Genomic DNA, 15,736 nt, shown 5'->3' with positions numbered 1-15,736 from the left:
GCGGACTCGGCGCTGTCAACGCCGAACTCACCCTCGCCGCGGCGGTGACCAACCTCCAACGACTGTTCACCACCAAGAACATCACCCGAGGCGCACTGCTCGCCTGATCGGCACGGGCCCTGCGGGCCCCCGGGCACCCGATGACAGGAAATACACCCCCCATCGGGCACCGAAACACCGCAGCCCTGCCGCAGGATCCATCACCGACAAAATAATTCAGCAACAGGCTCCCTGGGACGTATTTCCACTCACATGCGGCGAAGCCGCATTACTTGAACGCCGGCCTCGCGTAGAAGCACACTGCAACCGTGCCGATCACGAGGACGGCCGCAGGCAGGATCAGCGATTGCGCCATCGCCGTGGTGAATCCGTCGCGCAGCATCTCCGGAACCCGGCCGCTGAATTCGCTCGAACCCGACGATGCCGATCCCGGAATTTCGGCAGCAAGACGAGACTGGATGAGAGCACCGATTCCGGCGCTACCGAGGACCGAGCCGATCACGCGAGTCGTGTTGTAAATACCCGCGCCCGCGCCCGCCTGCGACATCGGCAGATTACGAGTCGCTGTGGCGGCCAACGGGGACCAGATCAACGCATTCGCGACGCCCATGAGCGCAACCGGCAGCAGCAACTTCCAGATCGCGGTGGTCGGGGTCATCACCGCAGCGAACGCAAGCAGCGCCACCGCCAACAGAAACAGGCCCGATCCCGCGATGTACCGCGGGTGCATTCGGTCGACCAGTTTGCCGACGTTCGGCGCCAAGGCACCTGTCAGCACAGCCATCGGTACGAACAGCAAAGCCGAACGCGTCGGGCTCAGCCCCGTGACGCTCTGCGCATAGAACATCACCGGAAGCAGCATCCCTGACATCGCGAAACCCATTGCAGCGATACCGACATTGGATATCGAGAAGTTCCGATCGCGGAACAGCGCAAGAGGGACGAGCGGCTCGTTCTTGTTCTTTGCCTGCCAGTAGAGAAACACCGCGAAGACGATGACGCCCGCGATGATCAGGGACCAGATGCGGCCGTCCCAGTCGTACTTCTGCCCTTCCTGAATTCCGAACACGACACAGAACAGGCCGACGGCGCTGAGGACGACGCCGGGGATGTCGAACTTGTGCTCGTTGGTCGGCAGCACGGGAACGAATTTGAGCGCCAACACAATCGCGACGACACCGACCGGCAAGTTGATGAAGAAGATCCATTCCCAGCCGAGCGAATCGACCAGGACGCCACCGAGAATCGGCCCGACGAGGGTGGCCACTCCGGCAACGGCACCCCACGCGCCCATCGCGGTGCCGCGCTTCTCGGCCGGGAAGACCCGAGTGATGACGGCCATCGTCTGCGGGGTGATCATCGCAGCGCCGATGCCTTGCACTGCACGGGCGGCGATGAGCATTTCGATCGAACCCGACAGCCCGCACCACGCCGACGCGAGCGTGAACACGACGAGGCCTGCGATATAGAGGTTGCGGGGTCCGAATCGATCACCGAGACGTCCCGTCACCAACAGCGGTACCGCATACGCCAGCAGGTAAGCGCTGGTCACCCAGATGACGTTGTTGATATCAGTCTGCAGGCCGGCGAGGATCGCCGGTTGTGCGACGGCAACGATCGTGGTGTCGACGAGAATCATGAAGAATCCGAGACACAACGCCCACAGCGCAGGCCACGGCTTGATCTCGGTATCACGTACTGCGACTTCGGCTTTCACAAGGCTCCCCCACTATCGATTCAATGATGGCCGGCCACGTCGGTAGCGCAGCACGCACGGGCGTCGGAGCCGCAGACAGCACAAAGGCCGGATATCAGGAGATTGCTCTCCGTCTATCCGGCCTTTGTTGGTACCTGAACTGAAGACAGCGTCAAGCCGTCAGCAATTTCGGGTGGCGATCCTTGAGGGGATCAGATAGCGCGAACGCCTGTGGCCTGGGGGCCCTTCTGGCCCTGGCCGACCTCGAACTCCACGCGCTGACCTTCGTCGAGCGACTTGAAGCCAGTTCCCTGGATCTCCGAGTAATGAACGAACACGTCAGGTCCGCCACCGTCCTGCTCGATGAAGCCGAAGCCCTTTTCGCCGTTGAACCACTTAACACTGCCCTGCGTCATACTGTAAACCTTCTGTAAGCGAGCTAGATCTTCACGTCGAAGCTCTAATCTCAAAAGCGATACTGCCATTGATCACGCCTCAGCGAAACACCGGGGCGAAAAAAGTCCAAAAGCTTGGTTTCAGAGGGCTCGTTATAGCCTTGTCACGGTGGATTCCCATCATCACGACATCATTCGCCTGGCGTGGTCCAGGCGCCTCGGCCTCGACGACTCTGCGTTGCGCCCGGGTTCCCGGCACATCGCCATCACCCCAGATGAGACCTCCGTCACATTCGTGCGTCTCGGCGACTCCAGCGTGCTGATCGGACCCGAGCGGGGCGTCGAATCGGCAAACAAATACACCGACGGAGAGCTCGCCGCGCGAGGGCGTCCCGGCCATGATCACTCTGTGCTGCATTTCGCGGGCGACATCAGTACCACCATCGCTCGGCACGACCCGCTGATCTCTCACGAACTGGCTCACGTGCTGGCCCTCGAAACCCTGTGCGCACCCGACGAGGTCGCCGTCGCGGATCTGACCCGCAGGCGATCTTGGTTCACTTTGCTCGACGACGACCGACCAGCCGATTCCGCAGCACCGTTGTCTTGCGCCGCGTATCTCGAATGGGAAGGCGTGTTGGCGGATGTAGGCGTACTGACCGCACCCGGCGCCCGGCGGCATGGAAATGCCCAGGTCGTCGGCCGCCTCGTTACCAACGACGCGTTCGACGAGGGAATGATTCCGCAGTGGCGTACGAGCTCCGAAAACGGAACCGCTCGACGACTCGCGGCACGACTGGGCTATCAGGAATGGGGCGTACAGGTCTCGATCGACGTCGACACATAGATCACCGCAGACGGTCGAGCCGGACGAGGCCGTGCCCGCACATCACGGGGTTCCCGCGTAGGTTCCCAGGCTCCAATGGACGCCCTCCGGGTCGCGGCAGGTGAAGCCGCGGCTCCCGTAGTCCTCCTCGCGCATCTCCCGCGTCAGGCGCCACCCGGCAGCGGTCACGCGGGCATATACGGCGTCGGGATCGTCGGTGACGATGTAGATCGACCCGACGCCTGCAGGCAGATCGTCGATTGCGCTGTCGTCACGAGATGCGCTCCCCAGCATCACTCCGCCACCCTCGGGCCAGCGCAGTTCGGCATGATCGACGCGGTCGCCGTCGCCATACGCAGCTTTCTCGGTAAATCCGAGCACGTCGACGAGGTATCGAATAGCGGCGTGGGCGTCGACGTACCGGAGTGTGGGCCAGATTTTCGTTGTGGTCATGGCACCGAATTGTGCTCGGGCTCCTCGTCCGCGTCTTGGACGAATGCGAACTTCTCCTCACGGCGCCACCGCGACGGCGACGCCCCCGCCAGATCCCGCCAGTCACGAGCCATGTGGGCCTGGTCGTAGTAGCCGCAGCGCGCCGCCACATCCGACAACCGCGGCATCTCGATCCTCCGAAGAAGCTGATGCGAGCGGTCGAACCGTGCGATTCTCGCGGAATCCTTCGGCGTGACCCCGAACTCGGCGGTGAACCGGTTGATCAGATGCCGACGGCTCCACCCGACCTCACGCGCTACGTCCCCGACACGTGCCGACCCACCGGCGTCGACAAGTCGGCTCCACGCCTCCGACAGCTGTGGATCCACATCCTGCTCGCGAAGAGACCGGCAGAGAATCTCGTCGACGATATCGAACCGTGAGTTCCAATCCGACCGATCGGCGACGCGATCGACCAGCTCCTTGGCGTCGGGAAGCACGTCGGAGAGATCGACCATCCAGTCGCCGAGCGCCGCAGCAGGGATTCCGAACAACGCCCGTGCGCCCGCGGGCGTGAAAGACAACTGGATACCGTGCTGATTGCCGTCGTGCGCAATGGTGACCGGCGCTACCGAGATCCCGCTGGCGAGAGTTTCGAACGCGCACGCACCCTGTCGCGGCGAACTGACTATCTCCACCTTCGAGTCGATCGCCAGAATGACGGTCAACCTCGGGCTCGGCATTCCGATGTGTGTGCCTGCTTCGAATCCGGCCATCCGGTATCCGTCGTACGACGCCAGGTACGGTCGCAAGCGCGCAGCAGGTAGAGCCCGCGCGCCTTCGGATCGACCCACACGATCGGTACCGGCCATCTACGCAGGGTAGAACCGTAGGCGAACGGGTACCAGCACTATGGCCGGGAATCGGCACGGACACGGATCGGAGCGCCGATGGCCAAGAAGAACGACAATGAGGTCGACGTCATCAAGGAAGGCGGGCGTCTGGAGAAGGCACTCGTCAGCATCCTCGACAACGGCAGCCGCATTCAAGGACCCGCCATCGAGAAATACGTCGCGTACATGCGTCGGGCACACCCGAAAGACACCCCGGCGCAGTTGATCGAACGCCTTGAGAATCGCTTCCTTCTCGCCGTGACCAGCAGTGGCAGCGCTGTCGGCGGCGCGGCAGCCGTACCGGCCATCGGAACGGTCGCCTCGCTTGCCGCAGTCGGCGCCGAGACGGCATTCTTCATCGAGTCCTCTGCCCTTCTGACGTTGTCGGTTGCTTCGGTGCACGGCATTCCGGTGCACGACCATCAGCAGCGGCGCGCATTGGTTCTCGCGGTAGCCCTGGGCGAATCCGGTATGCAGATCGTGGAGAAAACCGTCGGAACGTCCGCCAAGAACTGGGGCACTCTCGTCACGTCCCGGATTCCGGGCGGCGCGATGACGACGATGAACAAGTCCCTCGTCAAGAAGTTCGTCCAGAAGTACTTGGCCAAGCGCAGCGCCCTGTTGTTCGGGAAACTGCTCCCCGCGGGCATCGGTGCGGTCATCGGCGGCGCAGGCAATCGCATGATCGGCAAGGGCGTCATCCGCAACGCGCGTGATGCGTTCGGGCCTGCACCGAGAACCTGGCCCGAAACCAGGATCATCGAACCCGATGCCGATGGAATTCTCGAGCAATGACCCGGCGTTGACCCCGAGCATGACGACCGACACACCTGACCTCGGCACGCTCGGCATCTGGCGACACCACTCGGGAATTGCGCCCGAACTAGCCAGACTTATCGAATCGGCCGGCTACGGCACGATCTGGCTCGGTGGATCCCCTCCCGCCGATCTGACAACGTCGGAGGAGATTCTGGACGCCACCGAATCCGTCGTCGTCGCGACCGGCATCGTCAACATCTGGTCGGCTGCAGCTCCCGAGATCGCCGAGTCCTATCACCGCATCGAGAAGAAACATCCGGGACGATTCGTGCTCGGAATCGGTGCAGGACATCCGGAAGCCGTTCAGGAATACCAGAAACCGTACGACGCGCTGGTCGCCTACCTCGATGCGCTCGACGAGGGTGGCGTCCCAGTCGGTAGACGCGTGCTCGCAGCACTCGGCCCGAGGGTGCTGAAATTGTCCGCCGACCGAACGGCAGGCGCGCACCCCTACCTGACGACTCCGGAACACACAGCAGAAGCACGTGAGATCCTCGGCCCCGGCAAGGTGCTCGCACCCGAACACAAGGTGGTACTCGAAGCCGACCCTCAAAAGGCACGCGAGATCGGCCGTCCGCCCGTGAACAACCCCTACCTGCATCTGCGTAACTACACGAACAATCTGAAACGACTCGGATACTCGGACGAGGAAATCGGCGACGGTGGCAGCGACAGGCTCATCGACGCTCTCGTCGCACACGGCGATGCCGCTGCCATCGCCGCTCGGCTACGCCAGCACATCGACGCCGGTGCGTCGCACGTCACGCTGCATTCACTGCCCGACGACGCCGATCCCTCGGTCACCTACCGCGAAGTCGCCGCAGCGTTCCTGAACTGAGGGCAGGTTCCTGAACTGAGGGCAGGTTCCTGAACTGAGCGCAGCCAGGCGCCGAGACTGATACAGCCTGCGCAGGCATAATCTCGTACCGGGCCGGGGTTCATCCGGTCCGGTACTTTTTGTCGACGTCCCGGGGGAATCGCTGCATGACATACGGCTTCGGTATGAACGCGTTGGAAGCGCACGGCCTGACGAAGACCTTCGGAACGGTTCGAGCCGTGTCAGATCTGACATTCGCCGTTCCGCGCGGGTCGATCACGGGCTTCCTCGGACCGAACGGCTCAGGCAAGACCACAACTCTGCGTCTGTTGCTCGGGCTGGCGAAGCCGACCGCGGGCCTCGCACTCGTCGCGGGCGCCCCGTTCTCCAACCTCACACATCCGGCACGGACCGTCGGTGCCGTTCTCGACTCGCGGAGTCTTCACCCCAAACGGACCGCACTCGGGCACCTGCGAATCTTCACCTCGGCGATCGGCGTTGCCGACAGCCTGGCCGAGGAGGTGCTGCGGGTCGTGGGTCTGGCAGACGCCGCCAAGCGCAACGTCGGCGAGTTCTCGCTAGGCATGCGTCAACGCCTTGCGCTCGCGACAGCACTGCTGGGAGACCCCGAGATCCTGGTGCTCGACGAACCGGCCAACGGCCTCGACCCGGAAGGAATCGCGTGGCTGCGCGACTTCCTCAAATCGTTCGCTGCCGGGGGCCGCACCGTACTGATATCGAGTCACCTGCTCCGTGAGGTCGAAGCGACCGTGGACAATCTCGTCATCGTCAGTAGCGGCGCCCTTGTCTACCAGGGCACCATCGAGCAGCTGCGGTCGTCGCGGCCGAGCCGGACGCTCGTCGCGGTATCCGACCCTGCAGCCCTCGCGCTGGCACTCGCATCGAATGGAATCACCAACAGCCAACTGCTGCCCGACGGCAGACTCGGTGTCGCCGAGAGCAACGCCGACACGATCACCCGAATCGCACAGGAAAGCGAGCTGACGGTGTTCGGCACGAGTTACGAACACGTCGACCTCGAACAGGTCTTTCTCTCCATGACGGCCGGCCAGTACGCCGCACCGGTTCCTGGACAATTCCCGCCGCAGAGTTACGGTCCGCCTCCTGGATACGGACCACCACCTGGATACGGACCACCGCCGACGCAGTCCTACTGGGAGGGTGAACGACGATGACAACACTGCTCACCGCCGAGATCCGCAAAGTCACCACCCTCAACTTTTGGTGGGCACTCGCGCTACCGCCGATTTTCGTCGGTATCTGTGCGAGCGCTATTTCCTCGGCGGTCGCGAACGGAACCGAAGACCTGACCGGCGAACTCGACGGAGTCGCCGTCGTCGGACTGTTCGTCGCTCTGATGTTTTCGATGCTGTTCGCTGCCGTGTTCTCGGCCGTCAACACCGGAACCGAGTTCAGGCATGACACGATCACGACGTCGTTTCTCACAGCATCGAGTCGAGATCGCGTGATCGCCGCAAAAATCGCCGTTACCGCGCTGTTTTCGCTCGGCTACGGACTGATCGTTGCGATCTGCAGCCTCACGTGCCTTCTGCTGTTCACCGCAGGCTCGTTCTCGCTCGACAGCGAGACGATGGCATCGGTGGCATCGGGTCTGTTCGCGGTTGTCCTGTGGTCCCTCATCGGATCTGGGCTCGGGCTGCTGTTCGGGTCGCCGACGTGGCCGTCGATCGTCATCGTCGCGTGGTTCCCTTTCGGCGAGTTGATCGCGATCGGGATCCTGTCGGGCATCGGAATCGACGGAGCCTGGCACGTCACACCATCGGCACTGACCTTCTCCCTCGTCGCAGCAGGCCAGATCAACGACGACGGGGTTGTCACGTCGTGGGTACTGGCGGCCGTCGGCCTTTCGTTGTGGGCGGCAGTCTTGGTTGCCGCCGGCTGGCTTCGTACCCGCGAACGCGACATCAGCTGACGTTGGTGTCGGTGCCGAGGACTAGCGTTCGGTGGTGATGGTGAGACAAGGTAACGACAACCGCGAGACGGGGTGGATTTCTCGCCTCGTCGCTCAGTGCTGGATTCACCGCAAGACTGCACTCGGCGCCCTGACGGTCACGCTCGTAGCAGCCGTCATCGATATTTCGTTTCCACTGCTCACGCGCATCGCCGTCGACGATGCGAGCGCGGGAGAGAACGGCAAGATTCTCACGGTCGCCGTCGCAATCGGCGCGCTCGGGATCGTCCGGTTCGGGTGTCAATTCGGTCGAAGGCTTCTTGCCGGGCGCCTGTCGATCGACGTTCAGCACGACCTCCGGTTGGCACTGCTGGGGTCACTGCAGCGTCTCGACGGACGACGTCAGGACGAAATCAGAACCGGCCAGGTCGTGTCGCGGTCGATCACCGACCTTCAGCTCGTCCAGGGTCTGCTCGCCATGGTGCCACTGTCGGCAGGCGCGCTTCTGCAATTCGTGCTCGCCCTCATCGTGATGGCGTACCTTTCGCCGCTCCTGACGATCGTCGCACTGCTCATAGTTCCTGGGGTGTCGATGGTGGTCTACCGCGTCAGGCCCAGGCTGTACGCGGCTACCTGGTCGGCTCAACAACGGGCCGCCGACCTGGCGCAGCACGTCGAGGAGACCGTCACCGGAGTCCGCGTCGTCAAAGGCTTCGGCCAGGAGGCCCGCGCGGTGGACCTGCTGGAGAAACTCGGCCGCACTCTGTTCGCCGAGCGGATGCGCGCCGCCAAGATCAACTCCCGATTCGCACCGTCCATGGCGGCCATTCCGCAACTCGGACTCGTCGGCGTCATCGCGCTCGGTGGCTACCTGGCCATGCACGGACACATCACTGTCGGTACTTTTCTGGCGTTCGCCACCTACGTCGCAACGCTGTCCGCCGTCACTCGCACCCTGTCCTCGGTCGTGATCATGGCTCAGCTCTCGCGCGCCGCCGTCGAACGTGTCTATGCCGTTGTCGACACAGAGCCCGTCGTCCCGGAACCACACCAGCCACTGCATCTACCCGACGGTCCACTCGGCCTGGATTTCGACAGCGTCGTCTTCGGATTCGAACCGACGCGGGACGTACTCCGATCGCTCGACCTCAGCGTTGCCCCCGGCGAGTGCATCGCGATCGTCGGGCACGCAGGCTCTGGCAAGACCGCGCTGTCGCTGCTCCTCCCCCGCTTCTACAGCCCCGAGTCCGGCACGGTCGCGCTGACCTCGGACGGCCGACGATTCGACGTCGATCGGGTGAGCGCACAGCAGCTGCGGGGTGCCGTGGGGCTGGTGTTCGACGAACCGTTCCTGTTCTCCGACACCATCGCAGCGAATATCGCGCTCGGACGGCCCGATGCCACCTCCGAGGAGATCGAGCGTGCCGCAGGTCTGGCCGAGGCCGCGAAATTCGTCGAGGCATTACCCGACGGATACGACTCCATCGTCGGAGAACGCGGACTGACATTGTCCGGTGGCCAGAGGCAACGCATCGCCCTTGCCCGTGCGCTGCTCACCGACCCACGGGTGCTCGTGCTGGACGACGCCACCTCCGCCGTCGACGCTGCAACCGAAGCCAAGATTTTCGACGCCCTTCGTCGTCTCCGCGACCGCACCACCGTGGTTCTCGCACACCGCCGGTCCACGTTGACGCTCGCCGACCGCGTCGCCGTCCTCGACGGCGGTCGGATCATCGACGCAGGAACCGTCGCCGAGCTCGACGAACGGTGTCCTCTCTTCCGGCAACTTCTCGCGGGCGGCGATTCTGACGACACCTCGACTCCCGACGTCCTCCGTGTCCAGGACGAGCCCGCGCCTGAACCCGACGAAGCCACTTTGTGGCCCGAGGAAACGCCGCAGGGCGTCGATTCACGGAAGGTGAGCACCGCGGCGCCCGCACGGGCTCCCGGGGGTGGTGGCGGTGGTGGTGGCGGACACATTGCCGGCGCACTCGGCAGCACAGCATCGACCCCGCAGATGTCCGCAGCCGTCGACGCACTGCCACCGGCCACCGAGGACCCGCAGACGTCGGGCCCCGCGCTACGCGCAGCAGATCCGAACTTCCGCCTGTCACGGCTGCTCGCTCCCGTGCGCGCCCTGCTGATCGCCGTCGTCGTGTTGCTCGCGCTCGACTCCCTCTCATCGATCGCGTTTCCCTCCATCGTTCGATTCGCAGTCGACGACGGCGTGTCCGGTGGCGACTCCGGCGCGCTGTGGACGGCAACCGGCATCGGCATCGCGCTGGCCGTTGCTGGGTGGTTCGTCATTGCGGCGACGACCACCATCACTGCCCGTGCAGGCGAACGCGTGCTCTTCGGGCTCAGGGTCAAGAGCTATGCCCACATCCAGCGGCTCGGGCTCGACTACTACGAACGCGAACTGTCCGGCCGCATCATGACCCGCATGACCACCGATGTCGACGCCCTCTCGGCGTTCATCCAGACTGGGGCTTCGACAGCCGTGGTCAGCCTGCTCACTGTTCTCGGGATCGCTACGGCCCTGCTCGTCACCGATCTCTCGCTGGGGCTCGTGGCCCTCGCTGTAGTACCGCCGCTGATCATCGCGACCGTCGTTTTCCGCAGGATCTCGTCCGCGGCCTACTCCACCTCACGCGAGCGCATCTCGACGGTCAACGCCGACTTCCAGGAGAACATCGCAGGCCTCCGCTCGGCGCAGGCGTATCGGCGCGAGGAGTTCGCCGCCGACCGATTCGCCGAACGCGCCGATCACTATCGGGTCAGCCGAATGCGGTCGCAGCGCGCGATCTCCGTGTTCTTCCCGTTCATCACGCTTCTGTCCGACCTCGCCCTCGCTTTCGTCGTCTTCGTCGGTGCGCATCAAGTCGCGACAGGATCGACCTCGGCGGGCACCCTCATCGCGTTCGTGCTCTACCTCGGCCTGCTGTTCGGGCCGATCCAGCAGCTCTCCCAGGTGTTCGACGGATACCAACAGGCAAGGGTCGGCGTCAGCCGTATCGGCGATCTTCTCCGCACCCCGAGTTCGATCGAAACGGCTTCGAATTCGGAACTCGTACCTATTCGTGACGGACATCTCCGTAGTGATATCGAACTGAGAAACGTCGGTTTCCGCTATGCCGGAGCCGACACCGATGCACTCACTGAGGTCAATCTCACAGTGCCTCACGGGACCACCGTTGCACTCGTCGGGCACACCGGCGCAGGCAAGTCGACCGTCGTGAAACTGCTTGCTCGTTTTTACGATCCGACGTCCGGTTCGGTGCGTGTGGACGGAACGGATCTGCGCGATTATCGGCTCTCCGAGTACCGCCAGAGATTGGGCGTCGTGCCTCAGGAAGCGCATCTTTTCACCGGCGACGTCGCGAGCAACATCGCCTTCGGCAAACCCGATGCTTCCCGCGCCGAGATCGAGGCCGCAGCGCGGGCAGTGGGCGCCCTGGACACCATCGCCGCACTTCGCGGGGGTATGAGACAGCCGGTGGGTGAGCGTGGACAGGGTCTGTCGGCGGGTCAACGACAGCTGATCGCACTAGCCCGAGCAGAGCTCGTCGACCCCGACTTACTCCTTCTCGACGAGGCAACCGCGACGCTCGACCCCGCCACCGAACGCAAGGTTCTCGCCGCCAGTGACGCGGTACTCCACAAGAGAACTGCGGTGGTTGTCGCGCACCGGTTGGCCACTGCGGCACGGGCCGATCTGATCGTCGTCATCGACGGCGGACGGATAGTCGAGACCGGTACGCACGACCGATTGAGGGCCGCGGGTAGCTTCTACGCACAGTTGTGGGATGCGGCAGAAACGCCGAACGGGAATAATTCGATAGTCCAAGGAGTCGTCAGCACAGAAGCTGATAGTTACTCGTGAGTACATACCACAGCTTCGTCCCGGGCGTCGGTCTCCCCCGCCAGAGGTCTAGCCTGGATGTGTACGCGCGTTTGATCGGGAACGAAGAGAAGAATCGAGGCGAACTACTGCCGTGAGCAGCAGCTCTACTACCCAATTCGGACAAAACCAATGGCTTGTCGACGAGATGTACGAACGTTTCAAGGACGATCCGTCCTCTGTCGATGCCAGTTGGCACGAATTTCTCACCGATTACGACCCGGACGCACCGGTAGGTGACGGCACGGCGTCAGTTCCGAACGGGAGTAAAGCTCCGTCGAACGGTACGTCCGCGACCAACCCGAAGTCCGCAGCAACTGCCGCGCCGAAGGCAACTCCCAAGGCTGAGGCCCCCCCGGCTGACGTCCCCGAGACTGAGGCACGCAAGCCTGCCGCAGCTGCGACCAAGCCTGCTCCCACCTCGAAGCCCGCGACCTCGAAGGCCGCTGGAGCCGCTCCGGCCACCGCCAAGGCGAAGCCTGCCTCAGCGGCGACCCCGGCCGAAGAGTCGAACAAGGTTCTGCGCGGCGCCGCTGCTGCCGTCGCGAAGAACATGTCGGCCTCGCTTTTGATTCCCACCGCGACCAGCGTTCGCGCGATTCCGGCCAAGCTCATGGTCGACAACCGCCTGGTGATCAACAACCACCTCGCCCGCACGCGCGGCGGAAAGATCTCGTTCACTCACCTTCTCGGCTACGCCATCGTGCAGGCCGTGAAGGCGTTCCCGAACATGAACCGCCACTTCGCCGAGATCGACGGCAAGCCGAATGCAGTGACACCCGCTGCCACCAACCTCGGTCTCGCCATCGACCTTCCCGGCAAGGACGGCAACCGCACGCTCGTCGTCGCCGCGATCAAGAACACCCAGGAATACACGTTCACGCAGTTCTACAACGCGTACGAGGACATCGTTCGTCGTGCACGTGACGGCAAGCTGACCGGTGAGGACTTCCAGGGCGTCACGCTGTCGCTGACCAACCCCGGTGGCATCGGAACCGTGCACTCCGTCCCTCGTCTGATGCAGGGCCAGGGCGCCATCATCGGTGCAGGCGCAATGGAGTACCCGGCCGAGTTCCAGGGTTCGAGCGACGAGCGCCTCGCAGACCTCGGCGTCGGCAAGCTCATGACCCTGACCTCGACGTACGACCACCGCATCATCCAGGGTGCCGAATCGGGCGATTTCCTACGCACGATCCACAACCTGCTGATCAGCGACGAGTTCTACGACGAGATCTTCCACTCGCTGAAGATTCCGTACGAGCCCATCCGCTGGCGCAAGGACCTGCCCGAGGGCACCGTCGACAAGAACACCCGCGTGCTGGAGTTGATCGCGGCCTACCGAAACCGTGGCCATCTCATGGCCGACACGGATCCGTTGCAGTTCACCAAGGACAAGTTCCGGATGCACCCGGACCTCGACGTGATCAGCCACGATCTGACGCTGTGGGACCTCGACCGCGAATTCAAGGTCGGCGGATTCCACGGTAAGGACAAGATGCGTCTGCGCGACGTACTCAGCGTCCTGCGTGATTCGTATTGCCGGCACATGGGCATCGAGTACACCCACATCCTCGAAACCGATCAGGTCGCGTGGCTGCAGGAGCGCGTCGAGGCCACCCACGTCAAACCGACCGTGGCGCAGCAGAAGTACATCCTGAGCAAGCTCAACGCTGCCGAAGCGTTCGAGACCTTCCTGCAGACCAAGTACGTCGGGCAGAAGCGTTTCTCTCTCGAAGGTGCAGAGTCCGTCATCCCGATGATGGACGCGGTCATCGACCAGAGCGCCGAGCATTCGCTCGACGAGGTCGTCATCGGCATGCCTCACCGTGGTCGGCTGAACGTACTGGCGAACATCGTGGGCAAGCCCTACTCGAAGATCTTCACCGAGTTCGAGGGCAACATGAACCCGGCAGCCGCTCACGGCTCCGGCGACGTGAAGTACCACCTGGGCGCCGAGGGCACCTACATCCAAATGTTCGGGGAGAACGACATCGCAGTCTCGCTGACCGCGAACCCGTCGCACCTCGAAGCAGTCGACCCGGTTCTCGAAGGCCTGGTTCGTGCCAAGCAGGATCTCCTCGACAAGGGTGCAGGCGACGGCGGCTTCTCCGTGCTTCCGCTGATGCTCCACGGCGACGCGGCGTTCGCGGGCCAGGGCGTCGTGGCAGAAACGCTGAACCTCGCGCAGCTGCGCGGCTACCGCACCGGCGGCACCGTGCACATCGTCGTCAACAACCAGGTCGGCTTCACCACCGCTCCCGAGCACTCGCGCTCGTCCGAGTACTGCACCGATGTGGCGAAGATGATCGGCGCGCCGATCTTCCACGTCAACGGTGACGACCCGGAGGCTTGTGTTCGCGTTGCTCAGCTCGCCGTCGACTTCCGCGAGACGTTCAACAAGGACGTCATCATCGACATGATCTGCTACCGCAGGCGTGGACACAACGAGGGCGACGACCCCTCGATGACGCAGCCGGCGATGTACGACGTCATCGACACCAAGCGCAGCGTGCGCAAGAGCTACACCGAATCCCTGATCGGCCGCGGCGACATCTCCCTCAAAGAGGCCGAGGACGCACTTCGCGACTACCAGGGACAGCTCGAGCGAGTCTTCAACGAGGTGCGCGAGCTCGAGAAGTACACCCCCGAGCCCAGTGAGTCGGTCGAGCTCGACCAGCAGTTGCCTGCCAAGCTCACCACCGCAGTCGACAAGTCGGTCCTTCACCGCATCGGCGACGCCTTCCTCGAGGTTCCCGAGGGCTTCAACGTGCACCCGCGCGTCAAGCCGGTTCTCGAGAAGCGCCGCGAGATGGCATACGAGGGCAAGGTCGACTGGGCCTTCGGCGAGCTGCTCGCACTCGGATCGCTCGTGGACGAAGGGCGCAACGTGCGCCTCTCCGGCCAGGACACGCGCCGCGGAACGTTCACCCAGCGCCACTCGGTCATCATCGACCGCAAGACCGGCGCCGAGTACACCCCGCTGCACAACATCGGCAGTGCCGAGCCCGGCAAGTTCATGGTCTACGACTCCGCCCTCAGCGAGTTCGCGGCCGTCGGCTTCGAATACGGCTACTCGGTGGGCAACCCGGAAGCTCTGGTGCTCTGGGAAGCGCAGTTCGGCGATTTCGTCAACGGCGCGCAGCCCATCATCGACGAGTTCATCTCGTCCGGTGAAGCCAAGTGGGGACAGCTCTCCGACGTCGTGCTGCTGCTGCCGCACGGCCACGAGGGCCAGGGACCGGACCACACGTCCGGTCGTATCGAGCGCTTCCTGACGCTGTGCGCCGAGGGCTCGATGACCGTGTCCGTTCCGTCGACCCCGGCGAACTACTTCCACCTGCTGCGTCGTCATGCACGCGATGGAATCCGTCGTCCGCTCATCGTCTTCACACCGAAGTCGATGCTGCGCAACAAGGCCGCGGTCTCCAACATCGAGGACTTCACCGACGGCAAGTTCCACTCGGTGTTCGACGAGCCGACCTACGACTCCGGCACCGGTGATCGCAGCAAGGTCAAGCGCGTCCTGATGGTGAGCGGCAAGCTCTACTACGAGCTCCTCGCTCGCAAGCAGAAGGACAACCGCGAGGACGTCGCCATCGTCCGGATCGAGCAGCTGTACCCGGTCCCGACTCGTCGGATCACCGATGCAATCAACAGCTATCCGAACGCAACCGAGTTCCGCTGGGTCCAGGAGGAGCCGGCGAACCAGGGTGCGTGGCCGTTCTTCGGTCTGGCGCTTCCCGAACTGCTGCCCGACATCCTCAGTGGGATCAAGCGCGTGTCGCGTCGTGCGATGTCCGCCCCGTCCTCGGGATCGAGCAAGGTCCACGCCGTCGAGCAGCTCGAAATCATCGACGAAGCCTTCTCGGCAGTCGGCGAAGGCTAGATTTTCAGGCGCACCAGCCAATGGCGCATTCGGTCACATGGGTTTACAAGCCCACGGTGAGCGAATGCGCCATTTGGTATTTCAGGGCCACCCCGGCCCGGCATGAATGGACCCTTGAAGCCGTCTAACCGTTGCCAT

11 protein-coding genes are annotated in these 15,736 nt (G+C 63.7%); 7 read left to right on the top strand and 4 right to left on the bottom strand.

Going from position 1 to position 15,736, the window contains the following annotated elements; translation table 11 throughout:
- Positions 1-268 precede the first annotated feature (268 nt).
- Positions 269-1,717, bottom strand: coding sequence for a DHA2 family efflux MFS transporter permease subunit (locus QMK17_RS03425; RefSeq protein ID WP_283507013.1), 1,449 nt, complete (start codon positions 1,715-1,717; stop codon positions 269-271).
- A gap of 191 nt (positions 1,718-1,908) precedes the next feature.
- Complete coding sequence (locus tag QMK17_RS03420; protein WP_068369974.1) at positions 1,909-2,112, bottom strand: cold-shock protein; 204 nt, start codon at positions 2,110-2,112, stop codon at positions 1,909-1,911.
- Positions 2,113-2,260: 148 nt separating this feature from the next.
- Here QMK17_RS03420 and QMK17_RS03415 point away from each other — a divergent pair, with 148 nt between their 5' ends.
- Entirely contained in the window at positions 2,261-2,938 is a 678-nt protein-coding gene (locus QMK17_RS03415) for a GNAT family N-acetyltransferase (RefSeq protein ID WP_283507012.1), read from the top strand.
- Positions 2,939-2,980: 42 nt separating this feature from the next.
- On the opposite strand, the gene QMK17_RS03410 is transcribed toward QMK17_RS03415, so the two are convergent.
- Together QMK17_RS03410 and QMK17_RS03405 are read right to left on the bottom strand one after the other, a co-directional pair.
- Positions 2,981-3,370 (bottom strand): VOC family protein, encoded by a 390-nt coding sequence (locus tag QMK17_RS03410; RefSeq protein ID WP_283507011.1) that lies wholly within the window; start codon positions 3,368-3,370, stop codon positions 2,981-2,983.
- On the bottom strand, positions 3,367-4,221 hold the full coding sequence (locus tag QMK17_RS03405; protein WP_283507010.1) for a helix-turn-helix domain-containing protein: 855 nt from the start codon (positions 4,219-4,221) through the stop codon (positions 3,367-3,369). Before QMK17_RS03405 ends, QMK17_RS03410 begins: the two co-directional genes overlap by 4 nt.
- A gap of 78 nt (positions 4,222-4,299) precedes the next feature.
- Here QMK17_RS03405 and QMK17_RS03400 point away from each other — a divergent pair, with 78 nt between their 5' ends.
- The 6 genes from QMK17_RS03400 to QMK17_RS03375 all read left to right on the top strand — a co-directional run bounded on the left by QMK17_RS03400 (position 4,300) and on the right by QMK17_RS03375 (position 15,598).
- On the top strand, positions 4,300-5,037 hold the full coding sequence (locus QMK17_RS03400; RefSeq protein ID WP_283507009.1) for a hypothetical protein: 738 nt from the start codon (positions 4,300-4,302) through the stop codon (positions 5,035-5,037).
- A gap of 19 nt (positions 5,038-5,056) precedes the next feature.
- Complete coding sequence (locus tag QMK17_RS03395; protein WP_283507008.1) at positions 5,057-5,899, top strand: LLM class F420-dependent oxidoreductase; 843 nt, start codon at positions 5,057-5,059, stop codon at positions 5,897-5,899.
- A gap of 146 nt (positions 5,900-6,045) precedes the next feature.
- Entirely contained in the window at positions 6,046-7,074 is a 1,029-nt protein-coding gene (locus tag QMK17_RS03390; RefSeq protein ID WP_283507007.1) for an ABC transporter ATP-binding protein, read from the top strand.
- A complete protein-coding gene (locus tag QMK17_RS03385) occupies positions 7,071-7,832 on the top strand; it encodes an ABC transporter permease (RefSeq protein WP_283507006.1) in 762 nt (253 codons plus the stop codon). The genes QMK17_RS03390 and QMK17_RS03385 overlap by 4 nt, the downstream gene beginning before the upstream one ends.
- A gap of 37 nt (positions 7,833-7,869) precedes the next feature.
- Entirely contained in the window at positions 7,870-11,694 is a 3,825-nt protein-coding gene (locus QMK17_RS03380) for an ABC transporter ATP-binding protein (protein ID WP_283507043.1), read from the top strand.
- A 112-nt stretch (positions 11,695-11,806) separates the two neighbouring features.
- On the top strand, positions 11,807-15,598 hold the full coding sequence (locus QMK17_RS03375; RefSeq protein WP_283507005.1) for a multifunctional oxoglutarate decarboxylase/oxoglutarate dehydrogenase thiamine pyrophosphate-binding subunit/dihydrolipoyllysine-residue succinyltransferase subunit: 3,792 nt from the start codon (positions 11,807-11,809) through the stop codon (positions 15,596-15,598).
- Positions 15,599-15,736 lie beyond the last annotated feature (138 nt).

Source organism: Rhodococcus sp. G-MC3 (genome assembly GCF_030063335.1).
Lineage (GTDB): Bacteria > Actinomycetota > Actinomycetes > Mycobacteriales > Mycobacteriaceae > Rhodococcoides.
This window is presented reverse-complemented; position numbering and strand designations above follow the sequence as displayed.